The 17244-nt window shown below is 58.6% G+C and carries 12 protein-coding genes, 1 tRNA gene and 1 rRNA gene; 10 read left to right on the forward strand and 4 right to left on the reverse strand.

Annotated features, from left to right (window positions below; genetic code table 11):
* The first annotated feature begins 45 nt into the window (after positions 1-45).
* The 8 genes from rrf to A3C3_RS0103125 all read left to right on the forward strand — a co-directional run bounded on the left by rrf (position 46) and on the right by A3C3_RS0103125 (position 8505).
* A 5S ribosomal RNA gene (rrf, locus tag A3C3_RS0103085) occupies positions 46-160 on the forward strand.
* A gap of 106 nt (positions 161-266) precedes the next feature.
* Positions 267-343: transfer RNA gene (locus A3C3_RS0103090), tRNA-Met, on the forward strand.
* 754 nt (positions 344-1097) lie between these two features.
* Positions 1098-1649 carry a hypothetical protein gene (locus A3C3_RS0103100; protein ID WP_022713153.1) on the forward strand — a complete coding sequence of 184 codons (552 nt, stop codon included), beginning with the start codon at positions 1098-1100 and terminating at the stop codon, positions 1647-1649.
* Between the two features lie 123 nt (positions 1650-1772).
* The gene (locus A3C3_RS0103105; protein WP_022713154.1) at positions 1773-2492 is read left to right on the forward strand and encodes a response regulator; all 720 of its coding nucleotides are present in this window, start codon (positions 1773-1775) and stop codon (positions 2490-2492) included.
* The gene (locus A3C3_RS0103110) at positions 2489-3739 is read left to right on the forward strand and encodes an ATP-binding protein (RefSeq protein WP_022713155.1); all 1251 of its coding nucleotides are present in this window, start codon (positions 2489-2491) and stop codon (positions 3737-3739) included. The genes A3C3_RS0103105 and A3C3_RS0103110 overlap by 4 nt, the downstream gene beginning before the upstream one ends.
* Positions 3740-3996: 257 nt before the next feature.
* The gene (locus tag A3C3_RS0103115; protein WP_022713156.1) at positions 3997-4560 is read left to right on the forward strand and encodes an invasion associated locus B family protein; all 564 of its coding nucleotides are present in this window, start codon (positions 3997-3999) and stop codon (positions 4558-4560) included.
* 96 nt (positions 4561-4656) lie between these two features.
* Positions 4657-6945 carry an outer membrane protein assembly factor BamA gene (gene bamA, locus A3C3_RS0103120; protein WP_022713157.1) on the forward strand — a complete coding sequence of 763 codons (2289 nt, stop codon included), beginning with the start codon at positions 4657-4659 and terminating at the stop codon, positions 6943-6945.
* A gap of 132 nt (positions 6946-7077) precedes the next feature.
* Positions 7078-8505 (forward strand): type II and III secretion system protein family protein, encoded by a 1428-nt coding sequence (locus tag A3C3_RS0103125; protein ID WP_233450706.1) that lies wholly within the window; start codon positions 7078-7080, stop codon positions 8503-8505.
* 424 nt (positions 8506-8929) lie between these two features.
* On the opposite strand, the gene A3C3_RS48405 is transcribed toward A3C3_RS0103125, so the two are convergent.
* The 4 genes from A3C3_RS48405 to A3C3_RS0103145 form a co-directional block, all read right to left on the reverse strand.
* Positions 8930-9049, reverse strand: coding sequence for a TetR/AcrR family transcriptional regulator (locus A3C3_RS48405; protein WP_084796898.1), 120 nt, complete (start codon positions 9047-9049; stop codon positions 8930-8932).
* A gap of 295 nt (positions 9050-9344) precedes the next feature.
* Positions 9345-12473: an efflux RND transporter permease subunit gene (locus tag A3C3_RS37630; RefSeq protein WP_022713160.1), complete on the reverse strand. Its 3129-nt coding sequence runs from the start codon at positions 12471-12473 to the stop codon at positions 9345-9347.
* Positions 12470-13546: an efflux RND transporter periplasmic adaptor subunit gene (locus A3C3_RS0103140; protein WP_022713161.1), complete on the reverse strand. Its 1077-nt coding sequence runs from the start codon at positions 13544-13546 to the stop codon at positions 12470-12472. Before A3C3_RS0103140 ends, A3C3_RS37630 begins: the two co-directional genes overlap by 4 nt.
* Complete coding sequence (locus A3C3_RS0103145) at positions 13543-15024, reverse strand: efflux transporter outer membrane subunit (RefSeq protein WP_022713162.1); 1482 nt, start codon at positions 15022-15024, stop codon at positions 13543-13545. The genes A3C3_RS0103140 and A3C3_RS0103145 overlap by 4 nt, the downstream gene beginning before the upstream one ends.
* Before the next feature lie 222 nt (positions 15025-15246).
* Between A3C3_RS0103145 and A3C3_RS0103150 the strand changes: the two genes are divergently transcribed.
* Both A3C3_RS0103150 and A3C3_RS0103155 read left to right on the forward strand, forming a co-directional pair.
* Entirely contained in the window at positions 15247-15933 is a 687-nt protein-coding gene (locus A3C3_RS0103150) for a response regulator transcription factor (protein ID WP_028739361.1), read from the forward strand.
* Positions 15933-17213: a HAMP domain-containing sensor histidine kinase gene (locus A3C3_RS0103155; protein WP_022713164.1), complete on the forward strand. Its 1281-nt coding sequence runs from the start codon at positions 15933-15935 to the stop codon at positions 17211-17213. Before A3C3_RS0103150 ends, A3C3_RS0103155 begins: the two co-directional genes overlap by 1 nt.
* Positions 17214-17244 lie beyond the last annotated feature (31 nt).

Genomic DNA, 17244 nt, shown 5'->3' on the forward strand with positions numbered 1-17244 from the left:
GAAGTGAAAACTTCACCAGCTTCTCAAATCGTTGCGCTTCGCTGACCTGGTGGTTATGGCGGGGTGGCTGCACCCGTTCCCTTTCCGAACACGGCCGTGAAACGCCCCAGCGCCTATGGTACTTCGTCTCAAGACGCGGGAGAGTCGGTCGCCGCCAGGTCTGCAAAACGCAACAAAAACAATCTTCTCAACACAAAACATCGGCCTTAAGCCGATAAAAACACGCCGCAAACATAAGCGGTCCCTTCCGCTCAAAAAAACAATAACGCGGGGTGGAGCAGCCCGGTAGCTCGTCAGGCTCATAACCTGAAGGCCGCAGGTTCAAATCCTGCCCCCGCAACCAAATTCCATACCAATTCAATGGGCTCCGAGATAAATCGGAGCCCTTTTTGCGTTCGCAATCTCCCAGCACGCGGCTAGTATAAATCCTCGGTCAGCGTTCATACACCAGTCAAACGCTCCCCCCGCAACTCTAAATGCGGCTCGATCAGGACGTGGCCCGCCTCCTCGCGGCGGTCAAATGCGGCTGAGATCGCAGCAGTGCTGAGGCAGAAGCGGAGTTCATCGATGAACCGGGGATAGAGATTACCTCATTAAATACCACGCCACGTCGTACCAGAGCATCATTTCGTAAAGTGATGTCAAGAAAAGGCAAGTTTTGCAAAACTCCTACCTCTTCAATCCATGCCCGGTCTATGGTCGCCGCAAGGTCGGACCGGGGGCCTTTGCCAATGATCAGGGAAATTGGACGATTGACTTCTCTTAGTTCCGGCGTCCTGGACACATGATGACGTCACACAAGGCAATATTTTGAAATCATCCGCAATAAAACTACCGGAATGTCGCCATGCGAGCCTGGCACAAGGGGATCGTTCCGCCACCGCCAAATGGCGGGCAGCATCGGTTGGGCCAAGCAGAGATACCCTTGGTCCAACCGACACGGCTGCTGGACGCCTGTTCCAGGGCCTCGTTGGCCGTCAGGCCGTTTCCGAAAAACTCGAAAACATGTTGCCCATTTCCGACCACGTTTCCGAGAAGTTTGCGACAAGATTTCCTCGTGTGATCGCGCTCGCCATCTCAGCAAAGGTTTGAAGACCATGCCATTTATTTTGCGCAGCAGCTTCCTGCTCTTCAGCGTGACCAGTGCCGGTCTGGCGGCAAGCTGGCTAATCAATGCGAGTACGCTTGAGAGCGTTCGGTCGGTCCCGGCCATTGAAGTGGTTGTCTCCCGAGCGCCGCCATTGCTAAGCCGCTTCGACAAGGATGACGTCCTGGCAGCAGTTGCCAGGCAGTCCAAAACCGTGCTTGCAGACCTACCCTCACGAATTCCTGTCCCTATTCCCCCGGACGCAGGCGTCAACAGATCAAGGAATGAGCCGACGCACAGGGCCGAGGGCCTCGTTGATTTTCAATCCTGCTTGCCGGCCTGCGAGACGCGGGACCGGCTTGCTGAAGCGAATATTCGGCCGGTCGCGGATCACGGCTTGGAAGCAGACGAACCTTCGCGCGAGTGGCATGAGGTTGCGGTCGCTGTCGCCTTCGAGCGCTCGGGCGAACTTGAGATCCTTCGCGCAATCGCCAGCAACGCGATGCGGACAACCCGGCGGATCGTTGAGGCGCCCATGAATTCTCCGCTCACGAGATGGTGAGTGCTGGCACGGTGCGCGCTTTCCGGCAGCCATCAAGATGAACCAACCGGCCCAATTTCATTTCATCTGCATGAGCCGGAGAGGCGGTGTATCGCGCTCCGGCCGATCCTATTGGTATCTCCTATGGTCAGGCATATTCTAATCGTCGACGATGATTCCGAGATTCGCAAACTGACGAGCCGCTATCTCGAAGAGCAGGGATTTCGCACATCGGTTGCCGCAAGTTGCGACGAGTGTGAGCGGCTTCTGCTATCCACCAAACCGGACCTGATCCTGCTGGATGTCATGCTCCCGGACCGCTCCGGGTTGACGCTCTGCCAGTCGCTGCGTGAACGCGGCAACCAGATCCCGATTATCTTGCTGACAGCCTTGAAGGAGGATGTCGACCGGATCATCGGGCTCGAGATCGGAGCGGACGATTATATGGTTAAGCCTTTCGTGCCCCGTGAGCTCATCGCGCGCATCAATGCGGTATTGAGGCGATACCTGCGGGCGACCGTCGAAGACCGCCCGGTCAGTAGATACCGGTTTGACGTTTTCACACTTGAGCCGACAGTCCGGCGCCTGTCTACCGCTTATGGCTCGCCTGTGGAATTGACCGGTGCGGAATTTGATCTGCTCAAGATCTTTCTCGACCGTCCGGGAATACTGCTGACGCGCGAGAAAATCCTGGACCTGACAGCCGGCCGCAAGTGCGATCCTTTTAATCGCTCGATCGACGTGCTTCTGAGCCGGCTGCGGCGAAAGCTGTCGGAATTCTCCCGGGCAGTGCTGTTTCGCACGATACGAAATGGCGGTTATCAGTTCACCGCTCGGGTCAGCGCTGAAAGAGATGAGCAATGAGCACTTTGCGGGCGCGCATAGCTATCCTCCTCGTCATCTCGATTGTCGCGGTCGTCGCTTTGGCAACCTTGGCCGCGATGTCAGTTTTTGAGCCTCCGTCGCGGGCGGGCTTCTTCAAAGTCTCAGTGCGGTTCGTAAAGGCCCTGACCTACGTTGCCATGGAGAAGGAAGAACTCGTCGATGCAATGGGCGGGACGATATCGGACGGACCGTTCACGGGGCCGGCAGACGAGATGGAATCTCATATCCTTGCGGACGCCATCCACGACGCCGGCCTTCTGACCGAAGTGCGTGTGGTGAAGACGGCGCAGCCCTCCGAGATGATGGCGTCAATTCGTCTGAAGGACGGACGCTGGCTAAGGGTTCCTCTTTCAGACACGGCGCCTCCACGCTCGGGGGGCTATGTCTTCGCAGGCTGGATTGTGCTGATTGCCGCCGGCAGTTCAATCATCTCGGTATTTGCGGCATCCAAGATCGCGATGCCTTTCCGTCTGATCGACAGTGCGATGTCCTCGATCGGCCCCAGCGGGATCATGGCCCCGATACCTGAAGTTGGACCTGCCGAGGCGCGAATGACGGCCAAGGCCTTGAACGGGCTGTCCCAGCATCTCAAGACTGCGATCGAAAGCCGCATGCGGCTTGTCGCGGCAGCTGGACACGACCTGCGGACGCCTATGACCCGTATGCGGCTGCGGGCCGAGTTCATCGACAATGCTGACGACCGGGCTCAGTGGCTGTCGGATATTGACGAGCTGGAGCAAATAGCTGACAGCGCCATCAGTCTCGTGCGTGAAGAAGTCAGTCCGAATTCCATTGAGCCGATAGAGCTCGATGGCTTCGTTGCCGATACGGTCGAATCTATCACGCTGGCGGGACACAGAGCCGACGTCCATCATCTCGACCATGCGGTGGTCAACGCGGCTCCACTTGCATTGAAGCGAGCACTCTCCAACCTTATCGTAAACAGCGCCACTCACGGCGGCGGGGCTACAGTCTCTGTGACGTCTTACGGGCCTTCCGCTTTTGTCATCATAGAAGACGAGGGGCCTGGTATCCCCGAAGCGCTGATTGCTCAGGTGTTTGAGCCCTTTTTCAGGGTCGATGCGGCAAGGCGCAAGCAATTCGCAGGCGCGGGCATGGGACTTGCGATTGCCCGCGAAATCATCGCTCGCGCTGGTGGAACGATTGAGCTTGCCAACAAGGACGGCAGCGGCCTGCGCCAGGTCGTTACCTTTCCCGCCTGCTAGGCGCTGAACGCATACGCACGCCGGCGCCACGGTTCGCGTGCGCCGGGCGGAGTTGCAAGCCAGCAATCCTTGCCAGCAAAGAAATGTAATCTGCCAGCAATATTTCATAACATTCGCGCCGAACTCTCGACGTGCCGGAAATGGAAAGCTCCTGACAGATCGCACGCGATCTAGGAGGCTAGGGTCTTGTCTCCCCACGGCACCCTGAACCGCCCTAGCCTCCGTCCCCCACGTACCATCGAGGAAACCGGGCCGTCATGGATATTGCTTATTCCGCGCTTCTTGCCTTCGGAACACTTTCGATGTCTGCCTTCGCGCCTGCCGGAACTGTTCTGACGCAAGCCATGGTCAGTCCTACCGACAGGGTCGTGCAGTTCCAGGAAGACTACAACGACTGGCGGGTGGCATGCGCCGAAACGATCGGCAAGACGCGCTGCACGCTCCAGCAGCGCCTCATCGATACCCGGCGGCGGCAGGATGTTCTCTATGTCGAGATCGGCGTTCCAGACGGCGGTGGCCTGGGCGGGATGCTTGTCCTGCCGCTTGGAATTGCTATCGATCAGGAAACGTCAATTGCCGTCGATGGCTCTCTGCAGCGGCGGGTCATCAGGATCCACACATGCCTTCCCGAGGGGTGCGTCGCCCGGCTTGCCTTCGACGAGACCTTCATGACGAGCCTGCGAACGGGCAGGGCGTTGAAAGTGTCCGGGTTCTCCGCTGTCGGCCAAGGCGTTCCGGTGAATTTTTCGATCTCGCTCAGCGGCTTTCCAGAGGCGCTGGATAGAAGCATCGCGCTCATGGCTTTGCAGGGCTCCCGGTAGCCCGGTCCGGGATGATCATCAATCGGACAGGCCCTTCAAGCCGTCACGATCTTTGGCTGCTGCGGCGCAACGCCTCGAAATGAATGGAACAGCTCAGTGAAAAAAAGCTCAATCCTGATTGCCGGCAGCTTGTCGGTCGCATCCCTGACGGCAGCGGTGGCAAGGGCCGAAACCGTCACATCCATCGTCGTCGAGGGCGCGGCGCGGACCTCGGCTGAGTTTGTCCGCTCGCATATCACAATCTGGCCAAACGTCGAGTTTGCCGGTAGCGATATCGATGATTCCATTCGGCAGCTCTACGCTCTCGGCCAGTTCAAGAATGTTCGGATCACTGTCGCGAGAAAGGAGCTCGTCGTTGTCGTCGAGGAGAACAAGCTGATCAATCAGGTTGTGTTCAACGGCAACCAGAAGATCAAGGACGACAATCTGGCGTTGATCGTCAAGACCAAGCCGACCGGGCCGTACGATGAAGCGCAGATCAAATCAGACATCGAAGCGATCAAGCAAGCCTATGCGGCAACCGGGCGGACCGATGTTGATGTCGGCATAAAAACAATGGTCCTGTCCCCCGACTACGTGAATGTCGCCTTCACGATCAATGAGGGTGAGAAGACCAAGATCGATTCAATCAACTTCATCGGCAATAGTGCGTTCAGCGCCGAGCGGCTGTCCTCCGTCATTGGGCTGAAGAAAAGCAACCTCTTGTCGTTCCTCACACGTAAGGACGTGTTTCTCGAGGAGAAGCTGGAGGCGGACAAGAAGGCGCTCGCGAATTTCTACACCACGCACGGATTTGCCGATTTTGAAGTCTTGTCGGCCGAAGCGCATTTCGATCCGTCCGATAAAAGCTACGCGCTGACGTTCACGCTAAACGAAGGGCCGCTATACAGCTTTGGAAAGGTTGCCGTTCTCTCCAATATCAACGGTTTGCCAGATGGCGAGCTTGAGAAGGCCCTAAGGACGAAACAGGGCGAGCGCTACAATGCAGACCGCGTCGAGACATCCGTCGAGAGCCTGACGAACGTAGCCGCCTCACAGGGATTTCCCTTCGCAAAGGTCACCCCAAGAGCCACCCACAATCTGGCAGACAACACGATCTCGCTCGAATACCAGATCGATCAGGGCGAGAAATCCTATATCGAGCGAATTGTCATCCGCGGCAATACACGGACCCGAGACTATGTCATCCGGCGCGAGTTCGATGTCAGCGAAGGCGACCCATACAACCGGCAGATGATCGAGGCGAGCAAGCGGCGCCTGGAGGCGCTGGGCTTCTTCAAATCCGTCGACATCACAGCAACACAGGGAAGTGCTGCCGACAGAGTAGTTCTCACCGTCGATGTCGAGGACAGTTCCACAGGCAGCTTTGGCATCGGTGCCGGAGCGTCGTCGGATGGACCCGTTCTCGAGGCATCGGTGGAAGAAAACAACTTCCTTGGTCGCGGCCAATACATCAAGCTCGCAGCCAGCGGCGGATGGGATGACGACGATAGCCGTAACTACAGCCTTGCGTTCACCGAGCCTTATTTCCTGGGCTATCACCTGGCAGCGGGGTTTGATCTCAACTACTCGGAAACGTCCTACGATGACTATGATCTGGACCAGGCCGGACTTTCGTTGCGCGTGACGGCGCCGATCAACGAGCAGTTGGCGAGCACGTTCCGATATAATCTCACCTATCTCGACTATGGCGGCGATTCCAGCGACCTGTCTGCAACCTACCAACACCTGATCGATGACGGCCCATGGGTCCGCTCTTCGGTTTCGAACACGCTGACCTTCAACTCCCTCGATTCCGTAAAGCAACCCCGTAGTGGCATCTACGCGACGCTGACCGAAGAATTCGCGGGGCTCGGTGGCGACTCGCAATATTTCAAGGTGACGGGAAAGCTTCGCTACTACGAGCTCCTCGCCGAAGACGCCGATGTCATTGGATCTCTGACGCTTGGTGGCGGACAGATTTTCGCTTTCGGAAGTAGCCTCAATACGTTCGACCAGTTCAGCTTGGGCGGCAACGAGATACGCGGTTTTGCCAAGCGCGGCATCGGCGCCAGAATTGCGGATGCCGACGATCAGACGCTCGGCGGCAGCTCGTATTTCTATGGCTCTGCAGAGGTCAGTTTCCCACTGCCTGCGGTGCCGAGAGATGCTGGCTTCCGCGGCACGTTCTTCGCCGATGCAGGGACGCTCTTCGCCAACCGGGTTCAGGTGTTGGGATCTGACGTTGTCGAGGGAGACAATGGATCACTGCGGGCCTCCGTCGGCGTCGGTCTCGTCTGGGATTCTCCCTTTGGCGCCCTTCGCGTCGATTACGCCCTTCCACTTGCCTACGAAGAGTCCGACGAGCTCGAGCGGTTCAAGATCGGCGTCAACTCAGCATTTTGACATCGGAGGAGGGGGCGCCCGGGTCACCCGGCAATCTTACTCAATGGTTCGATGGTCGCTAAAGAAGGTTTGGGAATTGACATGGGCCTGGAATCCGAGAAAAGAAAAGCGTCCCTGGCCGGCGCGGCAGTGATGCTCGTCGTGCTCGCTGCGGTGCCGCAGCCGGTTGCGGCAGGATCCGACGCGGTGGTGACGATCCGCAATGGAAACAGCGACGACCATCGCCACCTCAAGCTTGGCTTGAACAAAGCGCTTGTGGTCGATCTGCCGGAAAGCGCCCACGACATTCTGGTGGCTGACCCTACGGTGGCGGATGCTGTCATTCGCTCAGCAAACCGCATCTACCTGTTCGGCAAGTCCGTCGGGCAAACCAACATCATCGTCTTTGGGCCGGACAGCGTGCCGGCCCTTACGCTCGACATTACGGTGGAACGCGATGTCGCCCGTCTGGAAGCAAATCTGAACAGGTTCATCCAGGACGCTGCAATCACAGTGGAAATTGTCTCCGACAATATTGTTTTGACCGGGACGGTCAGGTCAGCGCTCGATGCCACACGGGCTGTTGATCTTGCGACTGCTTTTCTGAAGGGCGGGGAGGCGACAACCCGGAGCGAAACCGCGACGAGCAGTGGAGGCGGGCAGGGATCGGTCGCCTTGTTTGCCGAGGCAAGGCAGACCTCGCAGATCGTCAATTTGCTCCAGATCCAGGGAGAGGATCAAGTCACGCTCAAGGTCACCGTTGCTGAGATCCGGCGTGATATCCTCAAGCAGATCGGCTTCGATCATGTGGTGAGCGGTTCAAATGGTGTCGCGGTTGCGCAGCTAGGCTCTTCATCCAGCGATGCCTCGACCGCAACAACCGGGGGGGGCCTGGCGGCGCTCTTCAAGGGCTCTCTGGGGGGATACGACCTTTCAGTGTATCTGAACGCCTTGGAACAGGCGAAAGTCGTCAAGTCGCTCGCAGAACCAACCTTGACCGCCATATCAGGGCAGGCGGCGAGCTTCAGCTCGGGGGGCCAAGCGCTCTACTCGACGACCGATGATGATGGAAACACGACCTACACGGCCTATGACTATGGCATCGACCTGGCTTTCAAGCCTGTCGTCCTGTCGGCGGGGCGAATAAGCTTGGAGATTTCGGCAAAGGTCTCGGAGCCCACGACATCGGTTTCCGGGTCTGTGCCTACCTATCAGAAGCGCTCTGCAAAAACGTCGATCGAGATCCCGTCAGGCGGCTCGCTCGTGCTTGGCGGGTTGTTGCAGAACAACGTCTCGCAGACGACCAACGGCACGCCCGGTCTTTCGAAGTTCCCCGTTATTGGCGCGCTTTTCCGGCAGAAGACGAACGAGATCGTCGAGAGCGAAATTGTCATCATAGCAACCGCCTACCTTGTTCGGCCGGTCGGACAGGCAAACCTCAGTCAACCGGCAGACAATTTCTCGCCTGCGGATGACGCCGAAGCCTTTTTTCTGAATCGCGTCAACAAGATCTATGGAAACAACGGCAACGACGCTTCACCCGGGCGCTATCAGGGTTCCGTCGGCTTTATCTACAAATGATCGACGTCCGGCTTGAAGCAATGCCGCGGCAAAAGACCGATATGCAGAACCTCATATGCTGGAGCCGGGAGCCGCGATCGGCAAAATCCGGGTCGAGGCGTGATGCCCAGGAGCCCGTCCCCATACGGCGTCGACCAAAGAACGGGCGTTGCTTTCCGGATCATCAAGCTCGATACGACCTGGGTCGTCTGTTTGGACAGATGCGCCCAGGCGCCTGGGTGCAGCCAGCACTCCGTTCTCCAGGAAAATATTGGCAAGCCGGCAAGTCTTCGGCGTTCCGGCCGTCATATGGACAAAAGCTCAAACCAGCTGTCCGTCATTGCGCCGTTGCCATCAGCGATCCTGAAGAAGCGCTCCGGCCATTCCGTGACCGGCTGCTGATCGTCATCTCCTTCATACTCTTCGCCTATATAGCTGGACCGTATCACTGAGGCGAGGAATCGTCCTTTCCAGAAAATTGGCTACGCACAAGCACGCGGGAGAGGCCGGCGGCGTCGGCGATCTTGCCAAGCGACGTGCTTTCGTACCCGTGCCTTACAAACACACTGGGAGCGCTCGCCTAGACGGACTGGCAAACAGCGGGATCGCGATATCCCTGGCCTTTCATGAGGACCGATCCAGGGTTGGCGACGGCGCCAAGATAGAGAGCGGAAAGAGGGGCAGGCGTATTGCCCCTCTTTCCGGTTGCCACCATGCTGTGGGGTGAGATCCTGATGGCTGACACCGTTCCAGCGCACATTGGACGATATGCCTGCGGGCCGTGTTGAAGCGCCATGGCTTGAAGAAGCTTGCCGGCGACTGCGCGGTGGCCGGGATCAAGAACAGCAAGCGTTCTGTGATCATTTCAATCTCCTCACATTATCCTCGCTTGAGTGATTGTCGTGACAGACCACAGCCGGCGCCGCCTGCGGCGGTATTTGACGTCCACGCGAGAAGGGGCGTTTAAGAAGTTGAAGAAAATCATCGATGTAGGTGAAGACGGTGGGGATGACCAAGAGGCTCAGGAAGGTTGACGTCAAAAGGCCACCGATCACGACGATTGCCATGGGCTGACGGAAGCTTGAATCGCCGCCGCTAAGGCTCAGGCCAACCGGAAGCATGCCGGCACCCATTGCGATGGTCGTCATAATGATCGGTCGCGCACGCTTGTGGCAGGCGTCCACCAGTGCGTCGTATCGCGTTGCGCCTTGACGCCGTGACATGATGGCGTATTCGACGAGCAGAATTGAGTTCTTCGAAACGATGCCCATCAGCATCAGGAGGCCGATCACAGCCGGCATCGAGAAACTCGTGCCCGTGAGCACCAGTGGAAGAAGCGCTCCGCCCAAAGCCATAGGCAGCGCCATCAAGATGGTGACGGGCTGAAGGAAGTCATGGAACAGAAGGACCAGGACCGCATAGATGCAGAACACGCCGATTGCCATGGCCGTGCCGAAGCTCTCGAACAATTCCGAGCTGCGCTGCAGTTCTCCTTGCTGGACTTGGTAGACGCCCTGCGGCAACTGGCGCAACGCCGGCAGTGCCTGGGCTTCCTTGTTCACATCACCGAGGATCCGGCCGTTCAGTTCGACCGACAAGGTCATGTTGCGGGCACGATCGAGTCTGTCGATTTCAGACGGGCTTCCTCCAATACTGATCTTAGCAACGCTGCCGAGAGCGACCTTGCCGTTTGTGCCGGCGACCTGGATGCGCGATAGAGCATCGAGGTCGGTCCGCGTATGCGGATCAAAGCGCACCCTGATGGAAATCTGGCGCTGCGGGAGATTGAGCTTTGCCATCGAATTGGAGTAGTCGCCGTTCGTTGATACCCGAACGGCATCCGCGATCGCCTCCGATGTCACGCCCAAGGCGGCCGCTCTTGCAAAGTCGGGTGTGATCTGGATCTCAGGGGCCTGTCGCGAGGCGCTCGATGTGACCGCTCCGATGCCCTCTATCGACCGCAACTGCCCTTCAAGTGCGTCTGCCGCCGGATCCAGGCTATCTGCATCATCACCGGCCAAGGTGATCTCGAGCTTCGTGCCGTTGCCGCCAGTGCCAACTTCCACCCTGACTCCGGGAAGGGCCGAAAGTGCCTGCCGTATATCGGCCTCCACCTCTGACTGCTTGCGGTCGCGTTCGTCTATCTTCGTCAAGTCGACGACCAAGGTCGCCTGTGTGACGTCGGTGGTCGTCGAGCTATCCATGCCGCCCGAGGAAGCCGATCCGACAGCGGTGAAAACGGAGCGGACGTCTCTGACGCCGGAGATTATGTGAGCGGCGCGCTGGGCGATCGCATCGGTCGCCTCGAGCGTGGCTCCGGGCTGCAGGGAAAGCGTGACCTGCGTCTGTGCGTCATCGGACGCCGGAAGGAAGCCGGTTTGCAGCAGCGGGATGGCTGAGACCGACAGGCCAAGCAATGTGAAGGTCGCCAGCATCGTCAGCACGCGGTGCCTGAGGCACGTTCGCACGACCGCCAGATAGGCGCCCATGATCCGTCCGTCCCGATGCTGGCTGTCGTGATTTTTCATCACATAGGCCGCCATCATCGGCGTGAGGAGCCGCGCAACCAGCAAGGATGCCAGGACCGCAACGGCGGCGGTAATGCCGAACTGGCGGAAAATCAGGCCGGGGATACCGCTCATGAATGCCGTTGGAAGGAAGACTGCGACCAGCGTGAAAGTCGTCGCAATGACGGCTAGGCCGATCTCGTCGGCCGCCTCCAAAGCCGCAGCCATCGGAGACTTGCCCATCTGAAGATGGCGGTCAATGTTTTCGATTTCGACGATGGCATCGTCGACGAGGATCCCGACGACGAGCGAGAGGGCCAGCAGCGTCACCGTATTGAGGCTGTAATCCGCCAGATGCATCACGAGGAAGGTCGGAATGATGGAAAGCGGAAGCGCGGCTGCGGACAGGAACGTTGCGCGCCAATCGCGCAGGAACAGCCACACGACGATCACCGCAAGAAGCGCGCCTTCGTACAGCATGTGCATGGAAGCGTCGTAGTTCTCGACGATCGGCTCGACTGTCGTGTAGGCCTTGGTGATCTCGACTTCGGGATGCTCGGCAGAAAATGCTTTGATCTTGGTCTCGATTGCGTCCGCGACCGCGGTGTCGGAAAATCCATTGGAACGTTTCACTTCGACGGCGATGATCGGCTTGCCATCCAGATAGGCAATTGACGAACGATCGGCGTAGCTGTCAGTGACGGTCCCCAATTCTTCGAGCCGGACGCTCTTTCCATTCGAGAGAGGTATCGATAGTGCGGATAGCTCTTCGATTGATTGAACGGCTCCGAAGGTCCTTATCGATTGGCGCGTTGAGCCGACCTCAGCCCTGCCGCCAGACCGGTCGGCCTGGACAGAAGCAAGTCGTGACGAGATGTCCGATGCCGTCACCCCGAGCGATGTCACAACGTTCGCATCAAGATCGACATGGACCTCACGGTCGACACCACCAAGCCGGCTGACTTCGCCGACGCCGCTGACTGATAGAAGTGCCTTGGTGAGATCATTGTCTGCAAACCAGGAAAGCTCGGTCTCGCCGAGTTTGTCCGACCGGATCGCATAGGTGACAAGCGGCGATGACTGCACCGAAACCTTCGAGACAGTCGGCGATTCCATTTCGGAGGGAAGCTCTCCCTGCGCACTGTCGACGGCGTTGCGAACCTCGTTCAGGGCCTCCTCGCTGTCCTTTTCCAGTTCAAAGGAAACACTGATAGCGACCGATCCATCTGTGATGGTTGTCGTTATGTGATCGAGGAGGCTCAACGAAGCCAGCTTGTCTTCGATCTTGCGGGCAACCTCGGTCTCCAGCTGCGTGGGAGCGGCTCCTTCGAGCGACGCGGAAATCTTCACCGTGGGAAGGTCCATATCCGGAAAGTTTTGGACCTGAAGCTTCTCGAAGGAGAGCAGGCCGCAGACTGTCAGCAGGACGAAAAGCAGGATTGATGGGACGGGGTTTTTGATCGACCAGGCCGAAAAGTTCATTTCTGCTCCTCCGCGATGCGGACGAGACTTTCGTCGGAGAGGAATGCTCCGCCCGACTCCACGATCTGCTCCGATCCCGTCAGGCCGGACAGTATTTCTACGCGCTGGTCACGCCGGCGCCCGATCTCGACACGCATGCGATGCACGCGCTTCTGCTCGTCGACCCCAAACACGTAGTTGATGCCGTCCCGGAAGACCAAGCTGGTCTCGGGAACTGTGAGCGCACGCTCGGTGCCGATCTTGATCTCGCCGGAGACGTAGAGGCCGACGCGCGGCTTCGGCTGTGCCGGGACTTCCACATAGACGATCGAGCGGCCGGTCTCGCTACTGACCGTCGGAGAGACCAGCCGGACCCGTCCCTGGAGAGGCTCGCCTCCAGGCGCGGAGATTTCGACGGTCTGGCCGACGTCTATTTGCGGGAGAAAGCGCGCGGAGACCTCTGCCTGCCATTCGACGCGCTGCTGCCGGATCAGCCGGAACAGCTCCGTCCCCGACGACACGACCGCTCCAAGCGAGGCAGATCGCGAGCTGATGATCCCGTCGTCTGCAGCGGAAATCGTCGTTTGCGCCAGTTTGATGCGCTCGCTCTCAAGGCCCGCCTGTTCGGACTGAAGACTGGCGGTCGCTGTCTGTTCGGCGATCAGATATTCGGTGCGCTTTTGATCCGAGAGCGCGCCGGATTGCCCGATCTGGCGTGCGCGATCTGCATCAGCCTTTGCCTTGGCAAGGTCCGCCTGTGCCGTTGCAACCGCTGCCACCTGCTTGCGCAGATCAGCGCTCACGGTCTCGGAATTCAGACGAACGAGCGGGTCGCCTTTTATGACGACCGATCCTACGTCGACCAGAACCTCGTCGATGCGCAGCCCGCTTGTTTCCGACGCGATGACGGCTTCATGCCATGGCTGCAGCCAGCCGCTTGCAGGGATATTCTGCGGCCACTGCTCATATTGTGGTTGGGCCGTCTTTACCGTTAGTGCAGCAGCGTGTCCCGGCTGGGTCTGCGCCACTGTTGGATAGGCGTCGATAGCGAGCGCTGCGAAGCTGCCGAGGAACAGGAGAGATATACGTCTCATTGCGGGCTCCTCGCAGCAGCTTTCAGACCGCCGGCCGGATTGGACGCTAGATGCGGTCCTTCGTTGGTGTCGGCGACCGGGCTTTGCCCGATATCAACTGGTCCCGCCCATCCGCCGCCGAGCGCCTTGTTCAGCGCGATGTAGTAGGTGGCGATGTCGGCTTGCGCCTGGATGGCATTTGATTCTGCCGAATAAAGCGAGCGTTCGGCATCCAGGACGTCGAAGAGATCGATGCTACCAGCCTCGTAAAGCTCCTTAGACAGCAACGAGGCCTCGCGATAGCCGCGAGCCGATTTCGTGAGTGACGCCAGCCGCGATCTCGCGCGGTTCAACGAGGTGATTGCGTTCTCGACATCTTCCATCGCCCCGAGCACGGAAGACTGATAGGCGAAGAAATATTCATCTCGCTGCGCCTTGGCCACGTCGACCGCGGCCTTCAATTGTCCGCCTTGGAAGATCGGAACGCTGACTTGGGGGCCGAAGGACCAACTGATGGTCGACTTCTTCCCGAGATCGGCAAGGTTGGTAGCCGAAGTATCGATCGAACCCGTGAGGCTGAGGGAAGGATAGCGATTTGCCTCGGCCTGCCCGATCTTTGCAGTCGCCTGAGCTAGTTGGCGTTCGGCAGCGCGCACATCGGGACGATTTGTCAACACATCGGCCGGTACGCCGGCAGCCGTCTTTGACGGCGGAAAAGGGATTGGTTTGCTCTTGCGCATGACTGCGTCGAGCGTCATCGGGGACTGCCCGAGCAGAACAGCGAGGCGGTTGACCGATGTCGCATAGGTGATCTGATAGGAGGGAATATCCGCTTCCGTCGAGGCCGCCTGAGCCTCCGCCTTGGCGACATCCACACGCGAAACGATGCCCGCATCGATCTGCTCTCTGGTCAGCCTTGCAGTTTCCCGTTGGGATTTGGCTGAGCGCTGCGCAAGCGCGGTCAGCAGCTGATATTCACGCGCTTGGACATAGTAGGACGCAACGTCTCCGACGAGGGTAACCAGCGTGTCGCGAAGTTGCTCCTCCGTTACTTGTTCACCATATTTTGCAGCTTCGACACCTCTTCGTGTGCTGCCGAACAAATCGATTTCCCAGGAGGCGTCGAACCCGGCCTGATACTGTGAGTAGACAGTCGGTTCCGAACCGGAAACTTGCCCGCGATCGCGCGTGGCCGAACTGGATCCCGAGACGGAAGGTAGGAGCGAACCATATTCCTGCCGCGTCGTCGCGCGTGCTTCGCGGATACTGGCTTTCGCCTTTGCGACATCGAGATTCGATGCGACAGCCTTTTCAACGAGATCATTGAGGATGGGATCGTTCAGACGCTGCCACCATTGTGCAAGGGCAGGCGATGAGGTCTTCGCAGCTCCAGTGGCATGCCATTTGTCGGCGAGCGCCATCTTGGGCGCCTGATAGTCAGGCCCTACAACGCAGCCAGAGAGAACAGACAGCGCAGCGACCAGCGCTGTCGTTCCCACGTGTCGAAATGAGGTTAATGATGGAAGCGTTGGATTGGCGTGAGAATATCGATTTGGCTGCGCCAGAAGATTGATCAAAATTGACTCCGGATCTGCGTGCGATGAGGCAGTCAATAGTGATCTCAGCGTTAAGCGCTGTTAAGAGAAGGTAAAGTTGCGTAAATCTTCTTTCTCTCCCGGCGGCGGCCGCTATGGCAGCATCAGAATCTAATGGACCGCGGAATGACAAGAGTTCTTCTCATTGATGACGATACCGAGCTGACTTCGCTTCTCAGTGAATACCTCACGGAAGAAGGGTTCATCGTCGAAACCACCGATGATGCGCGTCTCGGCATCGCAGACGCGGCCGGCAACAGCGCGGATATCATCATTCTTGACGTGATGATGCCGAGGATGAACGGGATAGACGCTCTTCAGCGCATCCGCAGGCTCAGCAATGTCCCCGTTATTATGCTGACGGCCAAGGGCGACGATGTCGATCGCATATCGGGCCTCAATCTCGGAGCCGACGACTACGTTGCAAAGCCATGCTCCCCGGGCGAACTGGCCGCCCGTATCCGCGCCATCCTGAGACGGACGGCCGGAAAGACGGTTGATGATGCTGAACTCCTGAAATCGGGCGACCTGGTCTTGCGCCCGTCCAGCCGCACCGCAGAATGGAAACGCCAGGCGCTGGATCTGACGGGGACCGAGTTCAGTATCCTGGAAGTTCTTGTCCGTCAGGCGGGACATCTTGTGGCGAAGGAGGAAATATCGCGCCGCGCATTTGGCCGGGGCCTCACCCCTTTCGACCGGCGGATCGATGTTCACATCAGCAGCGTACGCCAAAAGCTGGGGCTGCGATCAGACGGTTCCTCCTGGATAAAATCCGTCCGCGGCCAAGGCTATCAGCTGGTGCAGGAAACGTGATGCAAAGGCTCTATAGAAAAGCGTTTCTGATCGTCTGGTTGACGGTAACGGCCTCCATCATCCTGATGTTCACAACCGTCTACCTCGTACGAATTTTCCCGTTTCAGGAGGAGGTCGAGCGTGGACGCCTGTATTTCGCTCTCGATTCGGCGGTCTATTTGCTCGAGAAGAATGGTCCAACCGCAGCGCAGCAGTTTGCCGAGGCAGCCTCGGCCAATCGCGTTGCCGTCAAGCTTCTCGTTCAGGCAATCGGTCCGGCGATCGACTGTGCCGAGACGGCGGCAAACACCGATAGCCAACGGATGGTTTCGAGTGGTTCGTCGTGCTACCGGGTGGTGGTCGAGAGGAACGAGATCGGCTTGCTGTCCCGCCTCGTTCCGCGGCTGGCGCCCTGGATGTCGGCCTTTCTCGCCGCCGCGGGCGCGGCTCTGTGGATAGCGCGATATCTGACCCGTCCGGTTGAGTTGCTAAAAGAAGGGCTTCGCTCTCTTGCGCAAGGGCGGTTTGACGTCAGGATCGGCGACAAGATCAACCGCAAGCGTGATGAAGTCGCCGCCCTTGCGCATGACTTTGATCTGACCGCCGCCCGTCTTGAGGAGTTTCAGGAGGTGCAGCGTCGCTTGTTCCATGACGTCTCGCACGAGCTTCGCTCGCCGCTTTCAAGGCTACAGGCTGCCGTTGGCGTACTCCGCCTCAATCCTGCGCGTCTAGAGGCAATGATGGAGCGCGTCGAGCGCGAGATTGCGCGGATGGACAATCTCGTTGGGGAGATACTCACACTGGCGAGATTGACCGCGGGCCGGCAGCAGCCGCTCGAGCGGCAGACGGTCGATCTGATCGAACTTGTGCGATCGATCGTCGACGACAGTATCTTCGAGAGTGCTCAGAAGAATCTCACCGTTCAGTATCGCGGGATCGAAAGGCTGGTCGCAACCGTCAACGGCGAACTCTTCTATAGGGCAGTCGAGAATGTCGTCCGCAATGCGGTCAAGCATGCGCCTGATGGCACGGAGGTCATCATAACGGCAGGGAAAGACTCCAACCGCTTCCTCCTGACGGTCGAGGATTGCGGGCCGGGTGTGCCGCAAGATCTGCTGGACGCAATCTTTCAGCCGTTCACCAGGGGAAGCGGATCAACCTCGGAAGGCGGTTTCGGCCTTGGGCTGTCAATCACCAAATACGCATTCGAACGCCATGGCGGCGAAGTCGTGGCACAGCGCCGGCGGCAAGGGGGCCTGATGATAAGAATGAGCCTTCCCCTATGGGTTGATTTTGCGTGAAGCGATCGCATGCCACGCCAGTTCGCGTTCG

It is taken from the genome of Rhizobium mongolense USDA 1844 (assembly GCF_000419765.1).
Taxonomy (GTDB): Bacteria; Pseudomonadota; Alphaproteobacteria; order Rhizobiales; family Rhizobiaceae; genus Rhizobium; species Rhizobium mongolense.